Annotated in this window: 21 protein-coding genes and 1 pseudogene; 10 read left to right on the top strand and 12 right to left on the bottom strand. The window is 67.2% G+C overall.

Annotated features, from left to right (window positions below; all coding sequences use genetic code 11):
- The first annotated feature begins 9 nt into the window (after positions 1–9).
- A complete protein-coding gene (locus tag A5651_RS02740) occupies positions 10–882 on the top strand; it encodes an alpha/beta fold hydrolase (RefSeq protein ID WP_082943550.1) in 873 nt (290 codons plus the stop codon).
- Here A5651_RS02740 and A5651_RS02735 read toward each other — a convergent pair.
- From A5651_RS02735 to A5651_RS02725, 3 genes and pseudogenes are all read right to left on the bottom strand, one after another.
- Positions 879–2,933 carry a hypothetical protein gene (locus tag A5651_RS02735; RefSeq protein ID WP_066975304.1) on the bottom strand — a complete coding sequence of 685 codons (2,055 nt, stop codon included), beginning with the start codon at positions 2,931–2,933 and terminating at the stop codon, positions 879–881. The genes A5651_RS02740 and A5651_RS02735 overlap by 4 nt on opposite strands.
- 89 nt (positions 2,934–3,022) lie before the next feature.
- Positions 3,023–5,242, bottom strand: a complete 2,220-nt coding sequence (locus tag A5651_RS02730; protein ID WP_066975303.1) for a malate synthase G — start codon at positions 5,240–5,242, stop codon at positions 3,023–3,025.
- Between the two features lie 72 nt (positions 5,243–5,314).
- Positions 5,315–5,599, bottom strand: a pseudogene (locus A5651_RS02725) (3-methyladenine DNA glycosylase); the annotation flags it as partial.
- Positions 5,600–5,827: 228 nt separating this feature from the next.
- Here A5651_RS02725 and A5651_RS02720 point away from each other — a divergent pair.
- Positions 5,828–6,691 (top strand): 3-methyladenine DNA glycosylase, encoded by an 864-nt coding sequence (locus A5651_RS02720; protein WP_066975299.1) that lies wholly within the window; start codon positions 5,828–5,830, stop codon positions 6,689–6,691.
- 165 nt (positions 6,692–6,856) lie between these two features.
- Here A5651_RS02720 and A5651_RS02715 read toward each other — a convergent pair whose 3' ends face one another.
- From A5651_RS02715 to A5651_RS02680, 8 genes are all read right to left on the bottom strand, one after another.
- The gene (locus A5651_RS02715; protein WP_066975297.1) at positions 6,857–7,408 is read right to left on the bottom strand and encodes a hypothetical protein; all 552 of its coding nucleotides are present in this window, start codon (positions 7,406–7,408) and stop codon (positions 6,857–6,859) included.
- Positions 7,409–7,776: 368 nt separating this feature from the next.
- On the bottom strand, positions 7,777–8,121 hold the full coding sequence (locus A5651_RS02710) for a hypothetical protein (protein ID WP_066975295.1): 345 nt from the start codon (positions 8,119–8,121) through the stop codon (positions 7,777–7,779).
- On the bottom strand, positions 8,114–9,169 hold the full coding sequence (locus A5651_RS02705) for a hemolysin family protein (RefSeq protein WP_066975293.1): 1,056 nt from the start codon (positions 9,167–9,169) through the stop codon (positions 8,114–8,116). The genes A5651_RS02710 and A5651_RS02705 overlap by 8 nt, the downstream gene beginning before the upstream one ends.
- Complete coding sequence (locus A5651_RS02700) at positions 9,169–10,542, bottom strand: hemolysin family protein (protein ID WP_066975291.1); 1,374 nt, start codon at positions 10,540–10,542, stop codon at positions 9,169–9,171. Before A5651_RS02700 ends, A5651_RS02705 begins: the two co-directional genes overlap by 1 nt.
- Positions 10,543–10,763: 221 nt before the next feature.
- Positions 10,764–12,200, bottom strand: a complete 1,437-nt coding sequence (locus A5651_RS02695) for a GuaB1 family IMP dehydrogenase-related protein (RefSeq protein ID WP_066975289.1) — start codon at positions 12,198–12,200, stop codon at positions 10,764–10,766.
- A gap of 89 nt (positions 12,201–12,289) precedes the next feature.
- Entirely contained in the window at positions 12,290–13,747 is a 1,458-nt protein-coding gene (gndA, locus tag A5651_RS02690; protein ID WP_066975287.1) for an NADP-dependent phosphogluconate dehydrogenase, read from the bottom strand.
- A gap of 63 nt (positions 13,748–13,810) precedes the next feature.
- Positions 13,811–14,731 carry a M56 family metallopeptidase gene (locus A5651_RS02685; protein WP_066975285.1) on the bottom strand — a complete coding sequence of 307 codons (921 nt, stop codon included), beginning with the start codon at positions 14,729–14,731 and terminating at the stop codon, positions 13,811–13,813.
- Positions 14,732–14,745: 14 nt separating this feature from the next.
- The gene (locus A5651_RS02680; RefSeq protein ID WP_066975283.1) at positions 14,746–15,162 is read right to left on the bottom strand and encodes a BlaI/MecI/CopY family transcriptional regulator; all 417 of its coding nucleotides are present in this window, start codon (positions 15,160–15,162) and stop codon (positions 14,746–14,748) included.
- A 217-nt stretch (positions 15,163–15,379) separates the two neighbouring features.
- On the opposite strand from A5651_RS02680, the gene A5651_RS02675 reads away from it, so the two are divergent.
- On the top strand, positions 15,380–16,171 hold the full coding sequence (locus tag A5651_RS02675; protein ID WP_066975281.1) for an iron reductase: 792 nt from the start codon (positions 15,380–15,382) through the stop codon (positions 16,169–16,171).
- A gap of 120 nt (positions 16,172–16,291) precedes the next feature.
- Here the strand turns inward: A5651_RS02675 and A5651_RS02670 are convergent, their stop codons facing one another.
- Entirely contained in the window at positions 16,292–16,669 is a 378-nt protein-coding gene (locus tag A5651_RS02670) for a rhodanese-like domain-containing protein (protein ID WP_066975279.1), read from the bottom strand.
- A gap of 56 nt (positions 16,670–16,725) precedes the next feature.
- Here A5651_RS02670 and A5651_RS02665 point away from each other — a divergent pair, with 56 nt between their 5' ends.
- The 7 genes from A5651_RS02665 to A5651_RS02635 are packed head-to-tail and all read left to right on the top strand — an operon-like array spanning position 16,726 to position 21,504.
- Complete coding sequence (locus A5651_RS02665) at positions 16,726–17,136, top strand: PaaI family thioesterase (protein ID WP_066975277.1); 411 nt, start codon at positions 16,726–16,728, stop codon at positions 17,134–17,136.
- A gap of 46 nt (positions 17,137–17,182) precedes the next feature.
- The gene (locus A5651_RS02660) at positions 17,183–17,485 is read left to right on the top strand and encodes an urease subunit gamma (protein WP_066975275.1); all 303 of its coding nucleotides are present in this window, start codon (positions 17,183–17,185) and stop codon (positions 17,483–17,485) included.
- Positions 17,482–17,817, top strand: a complete 336-nt coding sequence (locus A5651_RS02655) for an urease subunit beta (protein WP_066975273.1) — start codon at positions 17,482–17,484, stop codon at positions 17,815–17,817. The genes A5651_RS02660 and A5651_RS02655 overlap by 4 nt, the downstream gene beginning before the upstream one ends.
- Positions 17,817–19,538 (top strand): urease subunit alpha, encoded by a 1,722-nt coding sequence (locus A5651_RS02650; RefSeq protein ID WP_066975271.1) that lies wholly within the window; start codon positions 17,817–17,819, stop codon positions 19,536–19,538. Before A5651_RS02655 ends, A5651_RS02650 begins: the two co-directional genes overlap by 1 nt.
- Positions 19,538–20,173 carry an urease accessory protein UreF gene (locus A5651_RS02645; protein WP_066975269.1) on the top strand — a complete coding sequence of 212 codons (636 nt, stop codon included), beginning with the start codon at positions 19,538–19,540 and terminating at the stop codon, positions 20,171–20,173. Before A5651_RS02650 ends, A5651_RS02645 begins: the two co-directional genes overlap by 1 nt.
- Positions 20,174–20,190: 17 nt before the next feature.
- Entirely contained in the window at positions 20,191–20,865 is a 675-nt protein-coding gene (ureG, locus tag A5651_RS02640) for an urease accessory protein UreG (protein ID WP_066975267.1), read from the top strand.
- Entirely contained in the window at positions 20,866–21,504 is a 639-nt protein-coding gene (locus A5651_RS02635; RefSeq protein ID WP_066975265.1) for an urease accessory protein UreD, read from the top strand.
- Positions 21,505–21,509 lie beyond the last annotated feature (5 nt).

Raw genomic sequence — 21,509 nt, 5'->3', positions numbered from 1 at the left:
CTCCAAGCCATGATCCCACCGGAGGTGGTGGCGTGGCGGCGGGCGGGTCGATACGTCGATACCGCCGTCGGCTCCATCTTCGTGCGGTCAGGCGACGGAGACGACCCCATAATTCTTCTGCTGCACGGCTATCCGTCGAGCTCGTTTGACTACCGCTCGGTGGTCCCACGGTTGGAGGGCCGCGCGTGGCTGACGCTCGACTTCCTGGGATTCGGGCTGTCAGACAAGCCGCGGCCCCACCGCTACAGCCTGTTCGAGCAGGCCGACATCGTGCAGCAGGTAGTGGCAGACGCCGGCGGCGGACCGGTGCAGTTGATCGCACACGACATGGGTACGTCGGTGGCGACGGAGTTGTTCGCGCGAGACACCGACGGCCGCTTGCCGTTTGAGTTGCAGCGGGCCGTGATCACCAATGGCAGCGTCATCCTGGAGCGCGCCAGTCTTCGGCCCAGTCAGAAACTCCTGCGCGGCCCACTCGGCCCCCTGATCGCGCGTTTCGTCAACCGCGGCGGGTTTATCCGCGGCTTCGGCCGGCTGTTCAGCGACGACCACCCGCTATCGGCCGTGGAAGCCGAGGCGCAGTGGGCGTTGTTGTCCTACAACGACGGCGCAGCGATCGCGCATCTGCTCATCTCCTATCTCGAGGAGCGGGTCAAGCATGCCGCGAGATGGCATGGCGCGGTGCGTGATTGGCCCAAGCCGTTGAGTTTCCTGTGGGGCCTGCGGGACCCGGTCGCGACCGCGGCCGTGCTCGACGGGTTACGTGAGCTTCGGCCACACGCGGAGGTCATCGAGCTGGCGGGCGTCGGACACTACCCCCAAGTGGAGGTGCCTGACGAGTTCGCCCGTGGCGCATTGCGACTCCTCGCCTCGTCTGGCTAGCTGAGGAACGTGGTGATCGCTGTCGTCAGGTCTGGGGAATCCGACGTCGACAGGTTCTGGTAGCGGCCGCCGCTGGCCTGCGCGACCGCCTCCCACGCTGCGCGGTCGCTGTCGGTGCCGAAGTCGATCACGTTGATCGCGATCGGTCGCGCGGGATCGACGGTGCGCCGGACGTAGTCCTGCAGGCCACCGCCGTCCAGGGTCTGATCGGTGTGCGGGCCCGCCGTGATCACCAGAATCGAATTCGTCTGCCCTTGACGGTATTTCGCAAGCGCCTCGTCGTAGATCATCCGCAGCGTGGTAAACGACACCGCTCCGCCGCCCGAGGCCGTCTGCTGGTCCAGCGCGGCGGCCAGCGCGGCCGAGCGCGGCTTGCCGTCGACGGGATCGGACAGCGGACCCGTGGTGACCTCCGGTCGGCCTTCGACGCCGTCGAAGGTCCACAACCCGACCGCGGCGGTGGGCGGCATCGCCTGCAGCCGGGCGCCGAGTGCCGCGACTACGTTGGCCAGCCGGGTCTTGCCGCCTTCCTGGTTATTCATCGACTGGTCGAGCATGATGGTGACCGCCGGGTTGCCCGCCGGCGCGGTCAGCGCGTTGGCCAGGGTGGCCCTCATCGCCGAGTCACCCACCGACAACGGCGCCGACACCGGCGCGAAGTTCGTGACGTCGCTCTTGGGCATGTCGCCGCCCTCGGTGCGGAAGCCGAGCTTGGCCAGTTCGGTGAGCTGCTCGGGCTTGCGTAGGAAGCGTGAGAACTCGCTGGCGGCGGCGACCTGTTCCTGCGACAGCCACGAGCCCTTGAGTAGAACCGTCGGATAGTCGGCTATCGCGGTCGGACCCGGCGGCAGCCACGACGCCACAACGTTTTTCGCATCGGGGAGCGAGGTGCTGCGCTGATAGAGCTGCTGCTCGGTGGTGACCACCGCGTGCACCGGCGCCGCGGCCGGATCGTTCGCGGTGAGCAGTGCGTCCATCGCCGTTTTCGCCGTGGTGTCGGCGAGCTTGGGCTGCGCCGACATCAGCGTGTTGACTGCGCCCGTGCCCGCAGTCGGGGCCGCGCCGGCGGGCGCGGATGCCGCAGCGACCGCCTCGGCGGCGAGGTAGGACGCGTCGCTGTTCCCGCTTCGCGGAAGCGCCAGCCGCAGCGACCCCCAACCGGGCATGTTCAGGTCGTTGAGCGAGTTCGGGTTGCTCTGCAGTCCTGGCAGTGTGCCCCAGTTCTGTTGCGCAAGAACGTTTTTGAGCTGTGGGCGGACGACAAGCACCACCGGGGAGGTGACCAGTGAGCGGCTGTCGTCGACCGCTTGCTCGCCGGCCACCGCTTCGAGGCGGGCCTGCGAGACCGAACTGCCGGGGATCCACAACGCGGGGCGTTCGCCGAGCCCGGCCGGCCAGCTTCCGACGAACCCGTTGACCACCTGGTCGGAATCGGCCGGCTTGACGTCCAGCGCCACACAGCTGTCGCCGACCGGGTTGGCCGTCTCGTTGAATTTCTTGGCCAGCGAGGAGATGGCGTCCGCGATGGACTGATCGGCGACGACGGGAACCGCCTTCTGCCCGTCGACGCACCGCGCCGAAGCCAGCGTCGACCGGTCGGACAGCGCGTCACCGAAGAAGCGCCACAGGATGAAAGCAGCCACCACCACAACGACCGCAATCAGCGCGCCGATGACTCCCCAGCTGACGCCCCGGCGCCCCGTCTGAACCGCCCGGTGGCTGCCGGTCCACTCGCCGCCCTCCCACTCACCGGAGTGCTGCCCTCGGGAAGGCCTCGGCGGGGGTGTACGCCCGGTGAACGAGAGGCTTTCGGTGGAGCTGTGGTAATCCGGCTCGTCGTCGCCTTCGTCATCGTCGCCGGGCTGCAGATACTCGGGCAGATCGGAGTATCCATCGGAGTAGACGGCGTCCGGATAGCTGTCTTCTTCGAAACCACCGCGATAGTCGTCTGGCGACACCAGCGGTTGGTCGAACGACTCGGTGGCATCGCCTGCCCCTTCGGGGACACCGCCTGAGGACTCCTCAGGGTCGGGAATGCTGTGCCTACCCACTCCTGCGCCTGCGTCCTCTCCGTTCGTCGACCACTACTGGCAGGTCACCCGCCACGGGCGAAGTCTATCGAGCTTGCGGAACAACCCGGTCAGCCGGCGTTCCCGGGGTTTGCTGCTTTGAACTCGCGCCTGCGCCTGTGCAGGATCGGCTCGGTGTATCCATTGGGCTGCTGGGTCCCCGACAGGATCAACTCCTGCGCAGCCTGGAACGCGATGCTGCCGTCCGGGTCGGGCGCCATCGGCCGGAACTCCGGGTCGGCGGCGTTCTGCTCGTCGACCTTGGCTGCCATCCGGCGCAGGCTCGCCTTGACGTCTTCCTCGGTGATGACGCCGTGGCGCAGCCAGTTCGCCAGCAACTGGCTCGAGATCCGCAGCGTGGCGCGGTCCTCCATCAGCGCAACGTCGTGGATGTCGGGCACCTTCGAGCAGCCGACACCCGCGTCGATCCAGCGCACCACGTAGCCCAGGATCGACTGGCAGTTGTTGTCGACCTCTTCTCGGATCTCTTCCGGCGCCCACGCCAGCTCCTTGGCCAGCGGGATGGTGAGCAGCTCATCGACCGTGGTCCTGGTCTTGCCCTGCAACTCCTCCTGCACCGCGAACACGTCGACCTGGTGGTAGTGCATCGCGTGCAGGGTGGCCGCGGTGGGCGAGGGCACCCACGCCGTGGTGGCGCCGGCCTTCGGCTGGCCGATCTTCTGCTCGACCATGTCGGCCATCAGGTCGGTCATGGCCCACATGCCCTTCCCGATCTGCGCCTTGCCGGAGAAACCCGCGGCCAGGCCGACATCGACGTTGGCGTCCTCGTAGGCCTTGATCCACGTCGTGCTCTTCATCGCGCCCTTGCGGATCATCGGGCCGGCTTCCATCGAGGTGTGGATCTCGTCACCGGTGCGGTCGAGGAAGCCGGTGTTGATGAACACCACGCGATCGGCGGCGGCCTTGATGCAGGCCTTCAGGTTGAGGGTGGTGCGGCGCTCCTCGTCCATGATGCCGACCTTGAGGGTGGTCGGCGGCAGGCCAAGCACGTCCTCGACACGGGCGAACAGCTCGCAGGTGAACGCCACCTCGTCGGGTCCGTGCATCTTCGGCTTGACGATGTAGATCGAACCGGTGCGGCTGGCGAGCAGCGGCCCATTCTTGGCGGCACCGTCGTCGTCCGCCTTCAGCCCGTGCATCGCGATCAGGCTGGTGAACAGGGCGTCCTGGATGCCCTCGGGCACCTCGTTGCCGTCAGCCCCGTCCTCGTTGAACACGATGGCGTCGTTGGTCATCAGGTGCCCGACGTTGCGAACGAACAGCAGACTGCGGCCCGGCAGCGTGAGTTCTCCGCCGTCGGGCGTCTTGTAGGTGCGATCGGAGTTGAGCACCCGGGTGAAAGTCTTGTCGCCCTTGGTGACCTCCTCGGAGAGATCGCCGCGGTTCAGCCCCAGCCAGTTGCGGTAGCCGAGGACCTTGTCGTCGGCGTCGACGGCGGCCACTGAGTCCTCGAAGTCGAAGATCGTGGTAACGGCCGACTCCAACACGACGTCCTTGATGCCGGCCTTATCGGTCTTGCCGACGGGCGACTGCGGGTCGATCAGGATCTCGATGTGCAGCCCGTTGTTGACCAGCAGCACCGACCACTGGGGGGAGCCGAGCTCACCGGTGTAACCGACGAACTTCTCCGGGTTGGCCAGGTTCACCTCGCCGTCGGCGGTGGAGATCTGCAGGCGGCCGTCCTCGAGGCTGAGGCCGGTGGCGTCGGCCCATGACCCGGACTCCAACGGCACCGCTTCGTCGAGGAAGTTGCGGGCGTAGGCGATGACCTTGTCACCGCGCACCTTGTTATAGCTCGTGCCCTTCTCGGCGCCGTCCTCCTCTGATATCACGTCGGTGCCGTACAGCGCGTCGTACAGCGAGCCCCAACGGGCGTTTGCGGCGTTGAGCGCAAACCGTGCGTTGAGCACGGGCACCACCAGCTGCGGACCCGCTGTCCTGGTGATCTCGTCGTCGACGCCGGAGGTGGTGATCGTGAAATCTTCGGGCTCGGGCAGCAGGTAGCCGATTTCGGTGAGGAACTGCTTGTAGGCCTCGGGGTCGAGCGGCTCGATGACCCGGTGCCGGTGCCACTTGTCGATCTGGGCCTGCAGCTCGTCGCGGCGGGCCAACAACTCCTGGTTCTTGGGGGTCAGATCGGCGACGACCTTGTCGACGCCCGACCAGAACGTGTCGGGATCGATTTCGGTCCCCGGCAGCGCCTCGTTGTTGATGAAGTCATACAACGTCTGGGCGACGCGTAGGTTCCCTACCGTCACACGCTCGGTCATCTCGTTCCTCCCTCGGCGGTATGGCGCCACGCGGCACCTGCCGTTTGTCCAGCTTACCCGCGAGTAGCTGGGCTAACTCCCCGCGGCGGCCATGGCGGCCTCCAGCAGTTGCTGACAGCGATCGGCGATCGCGGCCCGCAGCGGGGCGGCCCGCACGGCGATGTCCTGCTGCTCGCGGATGTAGGCGGCCCGTCCGGCAGGAGATTCGATCGCGATCGGGTCGAAACCGTACCCGACGAGGTCATAGGGGCTCGCACGCATGTCGAGTTCGCGGGCGTCGGCGGCCAGCGCCAGCGCGTCGAACAGCAATTCGGACTCGATCAGCGGACCGAGTTTGTAGCACCACTTGTACAGGTCCCTACGGTTTCATTCGAATATACGAAGCCGCCAGTCCGGTTATTCACCCAGCGCATTGCGCCCAATCCATCTAGGTTCCTAGAGATTTGAGGTTAGCTCCAACTGCCGGCGACCCGGCACGGCAGCCGTAGGAGAGTAGGGCTGCCGGATAGATCGACCCGGCGACAGGACGGCAAAATAGCCAGGCCCGTCGGCGCAATTGCTCACTGCCAGAGTAATATCCGTGCGATGCTCGACCCGGAAGAATGGTTGCCGCGCCGGGACCACCACCGGAGAAGGGTCCGGGCGCTGCTCGACCCATACCTGCGGCTGCGCAAAGCTGGCCAACCGCATCCGGTCATCGACTTCCTGTTCACTTACTACACCCTCACGCCTGGACAGCTGCGGCGATGGCACCCCGGGTACGGGGTCACGCTGGCCGGTCAGGAATCAGAGGAGTATGCGAACCTTCGCGGCTACCGACGAACTCCCTCCGGTGTCGCTGTCGATCCCGCGCACCTCGAAAAGCGCTGGGGCACAGTCGAATACATCATCCATCTGCTGGAGCAGACGGCGAACAGGCCTCCAAATTTCGGCTGCTTCGGGTTGCACGAGTGGGCGATGGTCTATCGGGCCCGACCCGGTGAACTCCGCCACGGGTTGCCCCTCCGCTTAGGCGATGGCGGCACCGATGCCGTCGTGGAGTCATTGCCGCTGCGGTGTACCCATTTCGACGCCTTCCGGTTTTTCACCGACCCGGCCGTGCGCCGCAACACGCGAATGCTGAGCCGCGAAACGCAGATGGCGAACGAACAGCCGGGCTGTCTTCATGCCGGAATGGATCTGTACAAGTTCGCGGGCAAGCTGCTCCCACTAGTGGGATCTGACCTGTTATGGGACGCGTTCGAGTTGGCTTTCCAGGCAAGGGAACTCGACATGCGGGCCTCCCCGTACGACCTGAGCGCCTTCGGATATACGCCAGTGCCGGTCGAAACGGGGGAGGGCCGGGCGGCGTACGTGCGGCAGCAGACCGGGTTAGCGCGCCGCGCTGCCGCTGTCCGGGCCAAGCTACTCACCCGATGCCAAGAGCTACAGCGGGCTCGCTCGAAATGAGTGCAATTGGCTTGTGCTACGGCGCACGCTTCCGCGACTAACTGGTTAGCCGTCGCCGATGAGCGGAGTAGCACGACCCGACCTGCTGGCGGTCCGCCACACGCAGCAGATCACCGCCCGTACCCCGAGCGGGATACGGGCGGTGACGTGCCACACTAGCGGAGTTTAAAGTCCTCCGAGCGCCGCCAGGATCCGGTTGAGCAGGTCGATAACCTGACCCAGCGTCCCTGGCACTCCTGGTCCACCGGCGAGACTACATAGCAGGTCGCCTAGGATCCCGCCACCTGGGGTCGCTGTGATAACCAAGTGAACCTGGTCAAGATGGACGTTCAGTCCTAGCAGAGTCAGGTCGAGCGGTCCCAGTGTCAGGTTGAGGACCTGACAAGTCGCCTGCTGGACGTCGGTGACGGGCAACGCGACCTGCTGGTCGACCTGCCGTGGGTTATTGCCTTGGCCTTGGCCCGGCGTCATGAGGGTACCGGTAAGTTGGCCGACGACGTCCGCTCCCTTCGGAGCAGACGAGGCCTGGGCACTACTCGCCGTAAACTGGCCGTTGAACTTCTCCCCGTTCGGGCCCGTTCCAGTCACCTTGACGGTGTTCTTCGCGCCCACGCCAGGCGGTGCGGCCGTAGCGGTGCTCGCGGCGCCGAGGGCGCCCATGCACGCGATCATTGCGGCGCTCACCGCAAGGATGAGCAGCCTTATTAGTCGTGACATGCCTTTTCTCCCTTTTCAGATTCCGATTCCAGATGACCGGGCCTGCGCCGTCGCAGCGCAGCCCATAGGACCGAACCCTGACCCCCCTGTGGGACACGCTTCCCATCCCCGGGAATGGGGCTAGCCACTAACTAGCGGTTTAAACCCGGGTCGACGAGATTTATTGACGCCATCGTTCGGACCGACGCCTAATACTCATGTTCAGGTCGGTTTTATGGTGCTAGTGATCAGATCGATCAATGCATTGAAAACGTCGCTTGGCCAGGCGCAAGCACAGATACGAGTCCCGCGGGTGCCGAAGAGCCACAGTCGGCGTGGGCGAGTAGAACCCACCATCTTCGTGTTGCGGCCTGACCTCCGCGACGCTTTTAACCCACGGCAACGTCTGCGATGAACCGCATAGTGTCCACCCGCGCTCGCAGGTACTCGGCGGTCACCGTCACACCCGCCGGGTGGGCGCCGTATCCGGTGCGGCCGAGGTAGCGCCGCGCCGCGGCGCTGTCGCCTCCGTCGAGCAATGTGCCGAAGCCGGGATGCCACACGCGCAGTTGGCGCGGTCGCAGGCTGTAGTGGCGAAAGCGGAAGTCCCACACCGAATGTGCCTCGCCGGCGTGAGCGCGTTGCAGATGGGGCGCGAGGAACCGCTCGACCCGTCGACGGTATGTCTCCCGCCGCGCGATCCAGTCGACCTCGGCGAGCACGGTGTCAATCATCGTGGCTCCGATGCCGCATCGTCCCGACGAGGTCTTCCACCAGGTCCTCGAGTGCCACGATCGCCGTCACGCTGCCGTCGTCGGCGGTGACCAGGGCCAGGTGGCTGTTGCTGCGGCGCAACCGTGACAGCGCATCGGGCAGCGGGGTGGAGGCAGGCACCTGGGGCAGCGGGCGGACCATCGACAGGTCGACGACGGCGTCGGCGTCGGCGACCAGGCTCAGCACGTCCTTGATGTGCACGTAGCCGATGAACTGGTCATCGCTGCCGACCACCGGGAAACGCGAGTAGCCGCTGTCCTGCAACGCCTGTTGGATCGCGCTCACGCGGGGCCCGCGGCCGTCGGCGGCCGCCGCCACGGCGTGCACCTCACGCAGCGGGATCGCCACGTCCGACACGGCCCGGGTGCGGATCTGCAGCGCGCGCGACAACCGGTTGTGCTCCTCGGGGTCGAGCAGTCCCTCGCTCAACGACTCGGCGATCATCTCGGACAGCTCGACGGTCGAAACGGTGTTCTCCAGTTCGGGTTTCGCCTTGATGCCCACCGCGCGCAGCGTCACGTGCGCACACCAGTCGTAGACCGCGATGACGGGGCGCGCCATTCGGACCCAGGCCAGATACGGCGGCACCAGCAGCATGGCAGCCGATTCGGGCCCCGCGATCGCGATGTTCTTCGGCACCATTTCGCCGAGCAGCACGTGCAACACCACCACGACGGTGATCGCGATGACGAACGACACGGTGTGCAGCACCGCGTCAGGCACGCCGAGGAGGTCGAACGGCTTCTCGAGCAGGTGCGCCACCGCCGGTTCGCCGACGCGACCGAGCAGGATCGAGCAGATCGTGATGCCCAACTGCGCGCCGGCCAGCATCAGCGACAGGTTCTGGCCGGCGCGGATCACGATGACCGCACGGCGCTTGCCCTGCTCGGCGAGGGCTTCGAGGCGGTCGCGGCGCGCGGATATCAGCGCAAACTCGGCGCCGACGAAGAACGCGTTCGCCGCGAGCAGCAACACCGTGAACAGCACGCCGAAGATGTCGCCGCCCATCAGCGCCTACCGCCCTGCTCGTCGAGGTCGCTGCGGCGGCCGAGCTTGGTCAGCTCGAGCAGGTCGATGCGCCTGCCGTCCATCCGCACGACCGCGGCCTGCCAGCGCACCGGGTCGTCGATCGGACTGTCGGGATCGAACGCCGTCAACTCGACCGCTTCACCGGGTTTGGGGATGTGCCCCAGCTCCTGCATCACCAGGCCGCCGATGGTCTCGTATTCGCCTTCGGGAGCGCGGAACCCGACCGTTCCGGCCACCTCGTCGGTGCGCAGCAGCCCCGAAACACGCCAACTGTCGCGGCTCATCCGCAACACGTCGGGGGTGACGTCGTCGTGCTCGTCGCGCACGTCACCGACGATCTCCTCGATCAGGTCCTCCATGGTCACCATCCCCGCGGTGCCGCCGTATTCGTCGGCCACCAGCACCGTCTGCAGCCCGCTGGACCGGATCTCGGCCATGACGTCGTCCCCGTCGAGCGTCGAGGGCACCACCGGCACCGGTATGGCCAGACCCGCGAGCTGAGTGCGCGGCCGGTCCTGCGGCGGCACCTCGAACACGCCTTTGACGTGCACCAGCCCAATGGTCTCGTCAAGGTCGCCCTCGACGATCGGAAACCGCGACAGGCCGGTCTCCATCGCCAACTCGATGAGATCGGCGACGTTCTGCTCTGCCTGGAGCACCTCGATCTTGGATCGGGGTGTCATCAGCTCCTCTGCGGTGCGCGACCCGAATTGCAGCGAACGGTCCACCAGCGCGGCCGTGATCGGGTCGAGCGCCCCGCGCCGCGCAGAGTTACGCACCAGGGACCCGAGCTCCTGAGGAGATCGCGCCGACCGCAGCTCCTCGGCGGGTTCGATGCCCAGCCGGCGCAGGATCCAGTTGGCGGTGCCGTTGGTCAGCTTGATGACCGGGGTGAACAACATCGAGAACAGCACCTGCGGGCCTGCCACCATGCGAGCGGTCTCCACCGGTTTGGCCACGGCGAGGTACTGCGCGACCAACTCGCCGAAGACCATCGAAACCGACGTGGCGATCAGCAGCGACAACACCAGCGCGAGGCCGGCGGCGATGTTCTCGGTCAGGGCCACCGAGGCGAAGACGGGTTCGAGCAGGCGCGCGATGAGCGGCTCAGCGAGGTAGCCGGTGATCAGCGTGGTAAGCGAGATCCCGACCTGCGCGCCGGACAGCTGGAACGACAGGGTCTTGTGGGCCCGCTTGACCAGGTGGTCGCGGGTTCCGCCGGCGCGGGCGTTGGCGTCGACCGTGCTGCGCTCGAGGGCGGTCAGCGAGAACTCCGCGGCTACGAACACCGCTGTGCCCGCGGTGAGGACGATGAAGGCGAGCAGCGCCAGCAGGGTGTAGACGACGCTCATCGCGTCCTCGTGGAAGGGTCGCCGGGCAGCAGGCCCGGCCAGCTAGAAGAGGGCTCGGCTCCGGCTTCGGGGTCGGCTCCGGTCGGGTTTCCTGGCATTGCCGGGGCTGGCCCCTCGGCCCGAAAGCTCACGGCCTCAACGGGTGCCTGCGGCACAGGTTGCCTTTCTGATCCACGACCGGTGAAAGTCTCATGTTAGCCGGTCGGCCCCGATCGGCTAACTCACCAGCCGGTCGGCAGCGGGTGTCCCTCGGCGAAGCCAGATGCCGACTGCACGCCCAGCACGGCCTTGTCATGCAGCTCGGCGAGGGTCGCTGCGCCGACGTAGGTGCAGGTGCTGCGCACGCCTGAGGTGATGTGGTCGAGCAGATCCTCCACCCCGCCGCGGGACGGATCGAGGCCCATCCGCGACGTGGAGATCCCTTCCTCGAACAGCGCTTTGCGGGCCCGGTCGAACGCGCTGTCGCCCGCGGTACGCGCGGCCACGGCGCGCTTGGAGGCCATCCCGTAGCTCTCCTTGTACGGCTGGTTCTCGCGGTCACGCATGAGGTCGCCGGGGGATTCGTAGGTGCCGGCGAACCATGACCCGATCATCACGTTGGACGCGCCTGCCGCCAGCGCCAGCGCGACGTCGCGGGGATGACGGACGCCACCGTCGGCCCACACGTGGGCGCCGAACTGTCTTGCCGCCGAAGCACATTCGAGCACTGCTGAGAACTGGGGGCGGCCGACGCCGGTCATCATCCGGGTAGTGCACATCGCGCCGGGCCCGACGCCGACCTTGACGATGGACGCGCCGGCGCTGATCAGGTCCCGGGTGCCTTCGGCTGACACCACGTTGCCCGCAGCCAGCGGCACACCCAGGTCGAGCGAGGCCACCACCTTGATCGCATCGAGCATCTTGACCTGATGCCCGTGGGCGGTGTCGATCACGAGCAGGTCGATGCCGGCCTCGGCCAGCGCGCGGGCCTTGGCCCCGACGTCGCCGTTGATGCCGATCGCCGCCGCCACCCGCAACCGGCCCTGCGCGTCGGTGGCGGGGGTGTAGATGCCGGCCCTGATCGTCGCGGTGCGGGTCAGCACACCGGCCAGGGTGCCGTCCGCCGCGGTCATCACCGCCACGTCGACCGCGGCGTGTTCGAGCAGGTTGAACACCGTGCGTGAATCAGTGCCGACGGGGGCGGTGACGAAATCGGTGATTGCGATGTCGCGCACGCGGGTGAACCGGTCGACCCCGACGCAGTTGGCTTCGGTGACCAAACCGATGGGGCGGCCCTCGAAGACCACCACCGCCGCGCCGTGGGCACGTTTGTGGATCAGCGCGGTCGCGTCGGATACCGAGTCGTCGGGGACCAGGGTCACCGGGGTGTCGACGACGAGATCGCGGCTCTTGACGAAGCCGACGGTCTCCTTGACCGCCGAGATCGGAAGGTCTTGCGGTAGAACGACGATGCCGCCGCGGCGGGCCACCGTCTCGGCCATCCGGCGGCCTGCGACCGCGGTCATGTTCGCCACGACGACGGGAATGGTGGTGCCGGAGCCGTCCGACGTCGACAGGTCGACGTCGAACCGCGAGGCCACATCCGACCGGCCGGGGACGATGAAGACATCGTCGTAGGTCAGGTCGTAAAGGGGCTTCTGGCCATCGAGAAATTTCATCGCCGACCAGTCTAGTTTTCTTACCAGAGCCTGCGGTCAGATCGCTTTGCGGGCTTGTTTCGCGATCTCACCGCAGACTCGAGGTTTGGTCAGGCTTCGACTTCGCTGCGGTCGCCGCTCCACAGCGTGTGGAACTTCTTGTCGCGGTCGGCGTCGATCCGGCCGTAGGTGTGGGCGCCGAAGTAGTCGCGCAGCCCTTGGGTCAGTGCCGCAGGCAGCCGCTCGGTGCGCAGCGCGTCGTAGTACGAGAGCGCCGAGCTGAACCCCGGAATCGGGATACCGAGCTGGGTCGCGGACACCACGACGCGACGCCAGCCGTCGATCGCCGACTCGATGGCGCTGCGGAAGTAAGGCGCGACGATCAGCGTCGGCAGGTCCGGGTTCTCATCGAACGCCTCCTTGATGCGATTGAGGAACTTCGCCCGGATGATGCAACCGCCGCGCCAGATGGTGGCAAGGTCGCCCGGCGTGATGCCCCAGTCGTACTCGGCGCTGCCGGCCTGGATCTGGTTGAAGCCCTGTGCGTAGGCGATGATCTTGGAGGCGTACAGCGCCTGTCGGACGTCTTCAATGAATTTCCCTGCGTCGCTGGGTTTTTCACCGAGATCACCCGATGCCAGGCCGGTGGTGGCTTCGCGCTGTGTCACCGATCCGGACAGTGCACGCGCGAACACCGCTTCCGCGATGCCCGTCACCGGCACACCGAGGTCGAGCGCCGACTTCACCGTCCAGCGACCGGTGCCTTTCTGCTCGGCCTCGTCGAGAATCACGTCGACGAGCGGCTTTCCGGTACGCGCGTCGGTCTGGCGCAGCACCTTCGCGGTGATCTCGACCAGAAAGCTGTCGAGATCGCCTTTGTTCCACTCGTCGAAGACATCGGCGATCTCACCGGCGGACTTGCCGAGGCCGTCGCGCAGCAGCTGATAGGCCTCGCCGATGAGCTGCATGTCCGAGTACTCGATGCCGTTGTGCACCATCTTCACGAAGTGGCCTGCACCGTCGGGTCCGATGTGGGTGCAGCACGGCACGCCGTCCACGTGCGCGGAGATCTCCTCGAGCAGCGGACCCAGCGACTCGTACGACTCGGCCGGTCCGCCCGGCATGATCGACGGGCCGTTCAGCGCGCCCTCCTCGCCGCCGGAAATGCCCGCCCCGACGAAGTGCAGGCCGCGCTCGCGCATCGCCTTCTCACGGCGAATCGTGTCGGTGTACAACGCATTTCCGCCGTCGATGATGATGTCGCCCTCTTCGAAGGCGTCGGCGAGCTCGTTGATAACGGCGTCGGTGGGGTCGCCGGCCTTGACCATGATCAGCGCGCGTCGCGGCTTCTGCAGCGCGGCCGCGAACTCGGCGATCGTCTCGGAGCGCACGAACTTGCCCTCGGAGCCGTGTTCATCGAGCAGCGCGTCGGTCTTGGCCACCGAGCGGTTGTGCAGAGCGACGGTGTAGCCGTGACGGGCGAAGTTCCTCGCGATGTTGGATCCCATCACGGCCAGGCCGGTGACGCCGATCGCAGCGGTGCCATTGGTTGATTCGGACGAGCTCACAGACTAGAGCCTTTCGTTGTTTTGTTGTGACGCAGGGAATTTCGGTAACCGAACGGCCAGGGCCTACGCGATGAACAGTCGATGGAGTTCGGTCAGCCACGGCACCGCCAGCGCGACCGTGGGCACGACGAGCACGGCCGCCGCCGCGAGATACGCACCGATGGCCACCGCGATGCTGTTGCCGCGGCCGCCGAGGCGACGTACCCGCAGCACGGTCGTCGGCCCGCCGGCGGCCAGCGCACCTGCGGGGGCGCGACCTTCGGCGCATGTGACCAGGGCGCGGGCCAGGGGAGTGGGGCCTGCGGCGCGCACCGCGGCGTCGTCGGCGAGCAGTTCGATGAGCAGCCGCACCGCGTCCAATGCGCTGGCGCTGCGGACGAACCGCGGGAAGGCCGCGTGCACCGCGGTGAACATCTCGAGCACCAGGTCGTGACGGGCCCGCAGATGGGCGCGTTCGTGGGACAGGATGGCCGTCACCTCGCTGTCCGCCAGCGCGGTGAGCGCCCCCTGGCTCACCACGACGCGGCTGCGCACACCGGGCAGGCAGTAGGCCAAGGGCAGGTCCACGTCGAGGATGCGCAGCCAGCTTTTCTGCGACCTGCCAACGAGATCGACCACCATGCGGTGGTGCGCCCTGCGGCGTCGCGTCGCGATCGCGACCTGGATGACGGCGATCATCAGCCGGGCGCCGATCAGCAGGGTTAGGGCGAAGACCAGGACATAGGTGATCCACAGCGGCCAGCCGAGCACTTCTATCTCGCTGGTGATGGTCGCCGTCGGCCTGCCGTCGGAACCGGGCACGAACAGCCGGCTGGCGATCGCGATACCGGCGCTGAACGCCGAGAGCACCGCGGCCAGCGCGATGGACTGCCACAACACGATGGCCGCTCGGGGCGCCCGCATCGGCCATGTGGCCCGGGCCAGCACTGCCGGAACGGGTCCGACCAACAGCAGCGCGACGACGGTGAAGGCCAGGGCGGACACGCTGTTAGTGTCCCTCAGTGACCGGCCGGACCGCCACTAGGTGGGGGCATTTGGTGCTTGGTCTCCAACTCGGCCAGCGCGCGCCGGAGCGCGGCGGCCTCCCCGGCGCCGACCCGCTCGACGAAATGCACCAGCGCGGCCTCACGGCTGCCGGAATCCGCGGCCTGGTCCAGGGCGTCGACCATGAGCCCCGCGACGAGCTCGTCGCGGCCGTGCGTCGGCGCATACCGATGGGCACGGTCGTCACGGTGCTGAATGACGAGGTTCTTTTTGGCCAGCCGCTGGAGCACGGTCATGATCGTGGTGTAGGCCAGATCCCGCTGGGCCGACAACGCCTCGTGTACCTGGCGCACGGTTTGCGGCTCGTGCGATGCCCACAGATGGTCCATCACCGCGCGTTCGAGGTCGCCTAGACGCGTCAACTTGGCCACTTTCCGTTCATCTCCACACGAGCGATTCATACAGGGTACTACGGCGTTACTACCGTGCGTCGTATCCAAATCGGACTCTTTCGTTTTACGGCCGTGCCCGGCACCCAAGCACCCCGCATAGCCCTCCGGTTACCTGAATGTGAGTCCGGTCACAGGGACTGGCCACTCCCCACGCCGCAGCTATAGTAAGGCTAACCTAACTCTAGCGGAGGTGCTCATGACGGTCGTGGTCGACGACCCCCTGATCGCGGGAATGGCCATCGCCCGGACGCTGCCTTTGCACGAGTCGAGCATGCGGCTGCGCCAGCTCTACCCCGAGTGCCCGCGGGTGTACGGCGTCGCGGTGATGTCCGACTTGAGCCGGCGCCGATGGTGGCCACTGCAGGAGGCGCTCACCACCGACCGGCTCGCAGAGATGTTCAGCCTCGGCGCGCTGGAGATGGACAGCCCGGCGGCCGCCGCTCAGCAGCTGGCCACGACAATGGCCCACGTCGTCATCGGGCGGGTGATACCGCTTCTTGTGTTGGAAGGCCGGGCTTGGGACGCCGGCCTGGAGAACCTCTGGGTCCACGTCGACTCCGAGGGCGCGATCGACTGGGTCGGCGTCGTCGATCCGACAGTGCGCGCGCTGCCCGATGATCCGTTTTTCCAGGGTCGAAGATCTCGCGGCGTCGGCGCGGGACATTTCGTCCGCGACGGCATCGTCGGGCTGCCCAGCGAGGCGGCGTTGACGACCTGGATCGCCCACCGCAGTCACCGGGCGCTCGGGCCGCTGTTCGCCAAGATCGCCGAGGTGAGCGACGGCGCGATCTCCCAGGCCGCCATGTGGCACATCGTCGGCGCGGCCGTCGTCGGCGTCGCTACCCACGTTCCGCTGTTGGCCAGGTCCAGCGAGGCGACCAGCATGCGCCGTGCGCAGGCCGTGCTCGACGCGCTGGTCGGGTTCGGTCTGCCGGTGCGCGGATCCCGCGCGCGCGAGGGGCGAGAAAGGGAGGCCTTGCTCAATTAGGGCAGGCTTGCCTATCCTATAAATAGATCGACCGGACCGAGCGGTATTCCTGAGGGCTGCAGGACCCGCGGTCCACTTCGAGCGGGTCCCGTGCCACTGGCACGGGGCCCGCTCACTGTCTCAGGGGCGTTCTGTCGCCCCGCCGGCGTCCGCCCAGTCGCTGAACCCGCCGAGGTTGTACACCTCGGTGTAGCCCATCTCCTTGAGAGCCTGTCCGGCCAGCGCCGCCCGGCCGCCCGACGCGCAGTAGAGGACGACCGGCCGGTCCTTGTCGAAGTTCTTGTCGTAGTACGGCGTATCGGGGTCGGCGCGGAATTCGACCATCCCGCGGGGGATGTGCAGGGCACCCGCAACCTTGCCGCTGTTGTCGACCTCGGTGACGTCGCGCACGTCGACAACGAGCGCCCCCGCCTCCATCTTCTGCCGGGCTTCGTCAGGCGTGATGCGGGGCACGACGGCGTCGGCTGCCGCCACCAGATCCTTGACACTTTTTCCCATGCCCGACGGTAACGCGAGGCCCGCTGCGGGCGTTGGGACTTCAGGAGTGTAGACACATGGACGTGTCAACTGCGCCACCGTCGGATCTGGGTAAGGGCTTCGACAACGAACTCGGTCTGCATTACCTCGAACTCACACCCGACGGTGGCACCGCCCGCCTCGAGATCACCGACAAGCTGTTGCAGCCGTGGGGCATTGTGCACGGCGGCGTCTACTGCTCGATCATCGAAAGCCTGGCCAGTGTGTCGGGGGCCATCTGGCTCAACGAGAACGGTGGCGGCACAGTTGTGGGCGTCAACAACAACACCGACTTCCTGCGGGCGATCAGAACGGGCACGGTCACCGCGGTGTCCGCCCCGATACACCGGGGCCGACGCCAGCAGCTGTGGCTGATCACGATCACCAACGACGAGGACCGCGTGGTGGCACGTGGCCAGGTGCGGCTGCAGAACCTCCCGGACGAGTAATGCAGCGTGCTGCGGAGTCGCCTGAGGCGTGGCAGCATCGCCAACTATGCGTCTGACCCCGCACGAACGGGACCGCCTGCTGATTTCCTATGCGGCTGAACTCGCCCGGCGCCGCCAGGCGAGAGGCTTGCAACTGAACCACCCCGAAGCCGTCGCGGTGCTCACCGACCACCTTCTCGAGGGCGCCCGCGACGGACGCACGGTCGCCGAACTGATGGTGAGCGGACGCGAGGTGCTCACCCGTGAGGACGTCATGGCCGGCGTCCCCGAGATGCTGCACGACGTGCAGGTCGAAGCGACGTTCCCTGACGGCACCAAGCTCGTCACCGTCCATCACCCGATTCCATGACCGAGGCAGACGACGCATCCTGGGCACCGGGACAGATCCTCTACGGCGAGGGGGATATCGCCATCAATGCCGGCCTGCAGCGGCTGACGATGGATGTGGTCAACACCGGTGACCGTCCGGTGCAGGTCGGCAGCCATGTCCACCTGCCCCAGGCCAACAGGGCGCTCGACTTCGATCGCGTTGCCGCCCACGGGCACCGGCTCGACATCCCCGCGGGCACCGCGGTGCGCTTCGAACCCGGTGTGCTGCATCAAGTTTCGCTGGTCCCGCTGAGCGGGAATCGCGAAGTCCACGGGCTGACCCTTGACCCGCCGGGCCGGCTGGACGCGTGATGACCGACCTATCGCGGGCGCGCTACGCCACGCTGTTCGGACCGACCACCGGCGACCGCCTCCGGCTGGCCGACACCGACCTGTTCGTCGAGATCACCCAAGACCGCAGCGGCGGTCCCGGGCTGGCCGGCGACGAGGCGGTTTTCGGTGGTGGCAAGGTGCTGCGCGAATCCATGGGGCAGGGTCGCGCCACCCGCGCCGATGGCGCGCCCGACACCGTCATCACCGGTGCGGTGATCATCGACTACTGGGGAGTCATCAAGGCCGACATCGGAATACGCGACGGCCGTATCGCAGCCATCGGGAAGGCAGGCAACCCGGACACCATGACCGGAGTGCATCCCGACCTGGTGGTGGGCCCGTCGACGGAGATCATCGCGGGCAACGGCCGGATCCTGACCGCGGGCGCCATCGACTGTCACGTGCATCTGATCTGCCCGCAGATCATGGACGAGGCGCTCGGCGCCGGCATTACCACCATCGTCGCGGGCGGGACAGGTCCGGCGGAAGGCAGCAAGGCCACCACTGTGACCCCGGGCGCATGGCACCTGGCCCGCATCCTGGAATCGACGGACGGCTGGCCGCTCAACGTGGCCCTGCTCGGCAAGGGCAACACGGTCAGCGCCGAGGCGATGTGGGAACAATTACGCGGCGGCGCAGCGGGTTTCAAACTCCACGAGGACTGGGGAACCACCCCCGCGGCGATCGACGCCTGCCTGACGGTCGCGGAAGCGGCCGGTGTCCAGGTCAACATCCACACCGACACACTCAACGAAATGGGCTTCGTCGAGGACACATTGAGCGCGATCGGCGGCCGGTCCATCCACGCCTATCACACTGAGGGCGCAGGCGGTGGACACGCTCCCGACATCATCACCGTCGCCGGCGAAGCGCATGTGCTGCCCAGCTCGACTAACCCGACGCGGCCGCACACCGTCAACACCCTCGACGAACACCTGGACATGCTCATGGTGTGTCACCATCTGAATCCCGGTGTGCCAGAGGATCTTGCCTTCGCCGAAAGCCGTATCCGGCCGTCAACCATCGCCGCGGAGGATCTGCTGCACGACATCGGCGCCATCTCGATGATCGGCAGTGACGCTCAGGCCATGGGCCGCATCGGCGAGGTGGTGCTGCGCACCTGGCAGACCGCGCATGTGATGAAGCGCCGCCGCGGTGCACTGGAGGGCGACGGGGCGGCCGATAACAACCGTGTCCGACGCTACGTCGCGAAGTACACCATCTGCCCGGCGATTACGCACGGATTGGACGCCGAAATCGGTTCGGTCGAGGTGGGCAAGCTCGCCGACCTGGTGTTGTGGGAGCCCGCGTTCTTCGGTGTCCGGCCGCACGCGGTGCTCAAGGGCGGCATGATCGCCTGGGCCGCGATGGGCGATGCCAACGCGTCGATCCCCACCCCGCAACCCGTGCTGCCGCGGCCGATGTTCGGTGCGGCGCCTGCCGCCGCCGCCGCGACCTCGGTGCATTTCGTTGCGCCGCAGGCAATCGAGGACAAGCTCGCCGATCGGCTTGCGGTCAATCGGCGACTGGTGCCGGTCGGCAACGTGCGCAGTGTCGGCAAGGCCGATATGCCGCGCAATGATGCGTTGCCGCGTATCGACGTGGAACCCGACACGTTCACCGTGCGCATCGACGGTGAGGTGTGGCAGGAACAGCCCGCCGTCGAGTTGCCGATGGCACAACGATATTTCTTGTTTTGATGACGAGCCTGACAACACTGTTGGCATTGTCCGACTCCCGGTTGCCGACCGGCGGACACGTCCACTCGGGTGGCATCGAGGAAGCGGTGACCAGCGGACTGGTCGCCGATCTCTCAACGCTGCGGGCATTCCTGTCTCGCCGCATCGTCACCTCGGGATCGGTGACGGCATCGGTGGCCGCTGCGGTGCACAGCGGCTCGCTGTCCTTCGCAGAGGCCGACCACGAAGCCGATGCCCGCACACCGGCGCCCGCCGCCCGACGGGCCTCTCGCGCGCAGGGGCGCGGCCTGGCCAGGCTGGCGCGCCGGGTATGGCCCGACGCCGGCTGGGACGCGCTCGGAGCCACCCCACACCTGTCGGTCGCGGCCGGCGCCGTCGGCGCAGCCTCCGGCGTGGACGCACCGCACACCGCGCTTTCGGTCGTCTACACCACGATGACCGGATCGGCGACGGCCGCACAACGGCTGCTGGCGCTCGACCCCGGCGACGTCGCCGCGCTGACATTCGAGCTGTCCCCGCTGTGTGACCGGACCGCCGAGTCGGCGTGCAAGGGGCTCACCGATCTGTCCGACCCACTGCTCGACGTGCTGGCTCAACGCCACAGCGAACGCGAGCGTCCACTGTTCGTCTCCTGAAGGGGCCCACAAAGACCATGCCACCCCATTTCATCGACGGCGCGCCGCACACGCACACCGAACGTCCCAGGCGGGTCCGCCGGCCGGGAGAACCGCTGCGCATCGGGATCGGCGGCCCAGTCGGTTCCGGAAAGACGGCACTGGTGGCGGCGCTGTGCCGGCAGCTTCGCGGCGAGCTGTCGCTGGCGGTCCTAACCAACGACATCTACACCACCGAGGACGCCGACTTCCTACGCCGCCACGCCGTTTTGCCCGACGAGCGGATCGCCGCGGTGCAGACGGGTGGCTGTCCGCACACGGCGATTCGCGATGACATCACGGCCAACCTCGACGCCGTCGACGACCTCATCGCGGCCAACGACCGGCTCGATCTGATCCTGGTCGAGTCCGGCGGCGACAACCTCACCGCCACCTTCTCCTCGGGACTGGTCGATGCGCAGATCTTCGTGGTGGATGTGGCTGGGGGAGACAAAGTTCCACGCAAGGGCGGGCCGGGCGTAACGTATTCGGATCTCCTGGTGATCAACAAGACCGATCTGGCACCGCTGGTCGGCGCGGACCTCGAGGTGATGCGCCGCGACGCCGCGGTTGTCCGGGGAGAACGGCCGACGCTGTTGATCTCGTTGACCGACGATCCGGGCGCAACTCCTGTGCTCGCCTGGATTCGCGAACAGCTGCAGGGCGCGGAGTAGGTGCGTTCCGCAGTCGAGATCGTCGCCTACCGCGACCGACCGCCCCGCATCGCGTGCTCGGGCGGTCTGGCGGCCCGCCATACGGGACCCGACACCGTCCATCTGATCTCGACGGCGGCCATCCCGCTCGGTGGCGACGCAACCCGTGTCCGCATCGTGGTGGAGGCGGGAGCGTGTCTGCGGTTGCGAAGCACGGCGGCGACCATCACGCTTCCGGGACCGCTCACCCCGGAATCGCATGCCTGGTGGTTCCTGGAGGCGGCGGGCGAGCTCGACATCGATCCGCAACCGACCGTCGTCGCGGCGGCTTCCCGTCATCTCACGTCAACGCGGTTACAGATCGGCGCAGCGGGTCGTGTTCGACTGCGGGAACGCATCCAGATCGGTAGATCGGATGAGCGGCAGGGGTTTTGGTCCGGGGCATTGCACGCCGATGTTGACGGTTCGGCGCTGTTGCGGCACCGCATCGAGCTCGGCAGGGGATCGGTGGCCGACGACGAACTCGGTACGCCGTCGGCGTGCATCAGCGAATTGCACTATCCGGACGCCGACGTGGCGACCGCCGGCGTCGCACTCGCCCTGGCCGGCGGCGGCTGCCTGGCTACCTGGCAAGGTCAGCGTCTTGCCCTCGGGCGTTAGATAGC

This window comes from Mycobacterium sp. 1274761.0, from assembly GCF_001668615.1.
Lineage (GTDB): Bacteria > Actinomycetota > Actinomycetes > Mycobacteriales > Mycobacteriaceae > Mycobacterium.
Note: the sequence above shows the minus strand (reverse complement) of the source record. Positions and strands in the feature narration are given on the sequence as shown.

Coding starts and splice junctions, on each gene's coding strand:
- A5651_RS02740 (WP_082943550.1), top strand. CDS start 10: ATGATCCCACCGGAGGTGGTGGCGTGGCGGCGGGCGGGTCGATACGTC.
- A5651_RS02730 (WP_066975303.1), bottom strand. CDS start 5,242: ATGACCGAGCGTGTGACGGTAGGGAACCTACGCGTCGCCCAGACGTTG.
- A5651_RS02720 (WP_066975299.1), top strand. CDS start 5,828: ATGCTCGACCCGGAAGAATGGTTGCCGCGCCGGGACCACCACCGGAGA.
- A5651_RS02715 (WP_066975297.1), bottom strand. CDS start 7,408: ATGTCACGACTAATAAGGCTGCTCATCCTTGCGGTGAGCGCCGCAATG.
- A5651_RS02710 (WP_066975295.1), bottom strand. CDS start 8,121: ATGATTGACACCGTGCTCGCCGAGGTCGACTGGATCGCGCGGCGGGAG.
- A5651_RS02705 (WP_066975293.1), bottom strand. CDS start 9,169: ATGGGCGGCGACATCTTCGGCGTGCTGTTCACGGTGTTGCTGCTCGCG.
- A5651_RS02700 (WP_066975291.1), bottom strand. CDS start 10,542: ATGAGCGTCGTCTACACCCTGCTGGCGCTGCTCGCCTTCATCGTCCTC.
- A5651_RS02695 (WP_066975289.1), bottom strand. CDS start 12,200: ATGAAATTTCTCGATGGCCAGAAGCCCCTTTACGACCTGACCTACGAC.
- A5651_RS02675 (WP_066975281.1), top strand. CDS start 15,380: ATGACGGTCGTGGTCGACGACCCCCTGATCGCGGGAATGGCCATCGCC.
- A5651_RS02670 (WP_066975279.1), bottom strand. CDS start 16,669: ATGGGAAAAAGTGTCAAGGATCTGGTGGCGGCAGCCGACGCCGTCGTG.
- A5651_RS02665 (WP_066975277.1), top strand. CDS start 16,726: ATGGACGTGTCAACTGCGCCACCGTCGGATCTGGGTAAGGGCTTCGAC.
- A5651_RS02660 (WP_066975275.1), top strand. CDS start 17,183: ATGCGTCTGACCCCGCACGAACGGGACCGCCTGCTGATTTCCTATGCG.
- A5651_RS02655 (WP_066975273.1), top strand. CDS start 17,482: ATGACCGAGGCAGACGACGCATCCTGGGCACCGGGACAGATCCTCTAC.
- A5651_RS02650 (WP_066975271.1), top strand. CDS start 17,817: ATGACCGACCTATCGCGGGCGCGCTACGCCACGCTGTTCGGACCGACC.
- A5651_RS02645 (WP_066975269.1), top strand. CDS start 19,538: ATGACGAGCCTGACAACACTGTTGGCATTGTCCGACTCCCGGTTGCCG.
- ureG (WP_066975267.1), top strand. CDS start 20,191: ATGCCACCCCATTTCATCGACGGCGCGCCGCACACGCACACCGAACGT.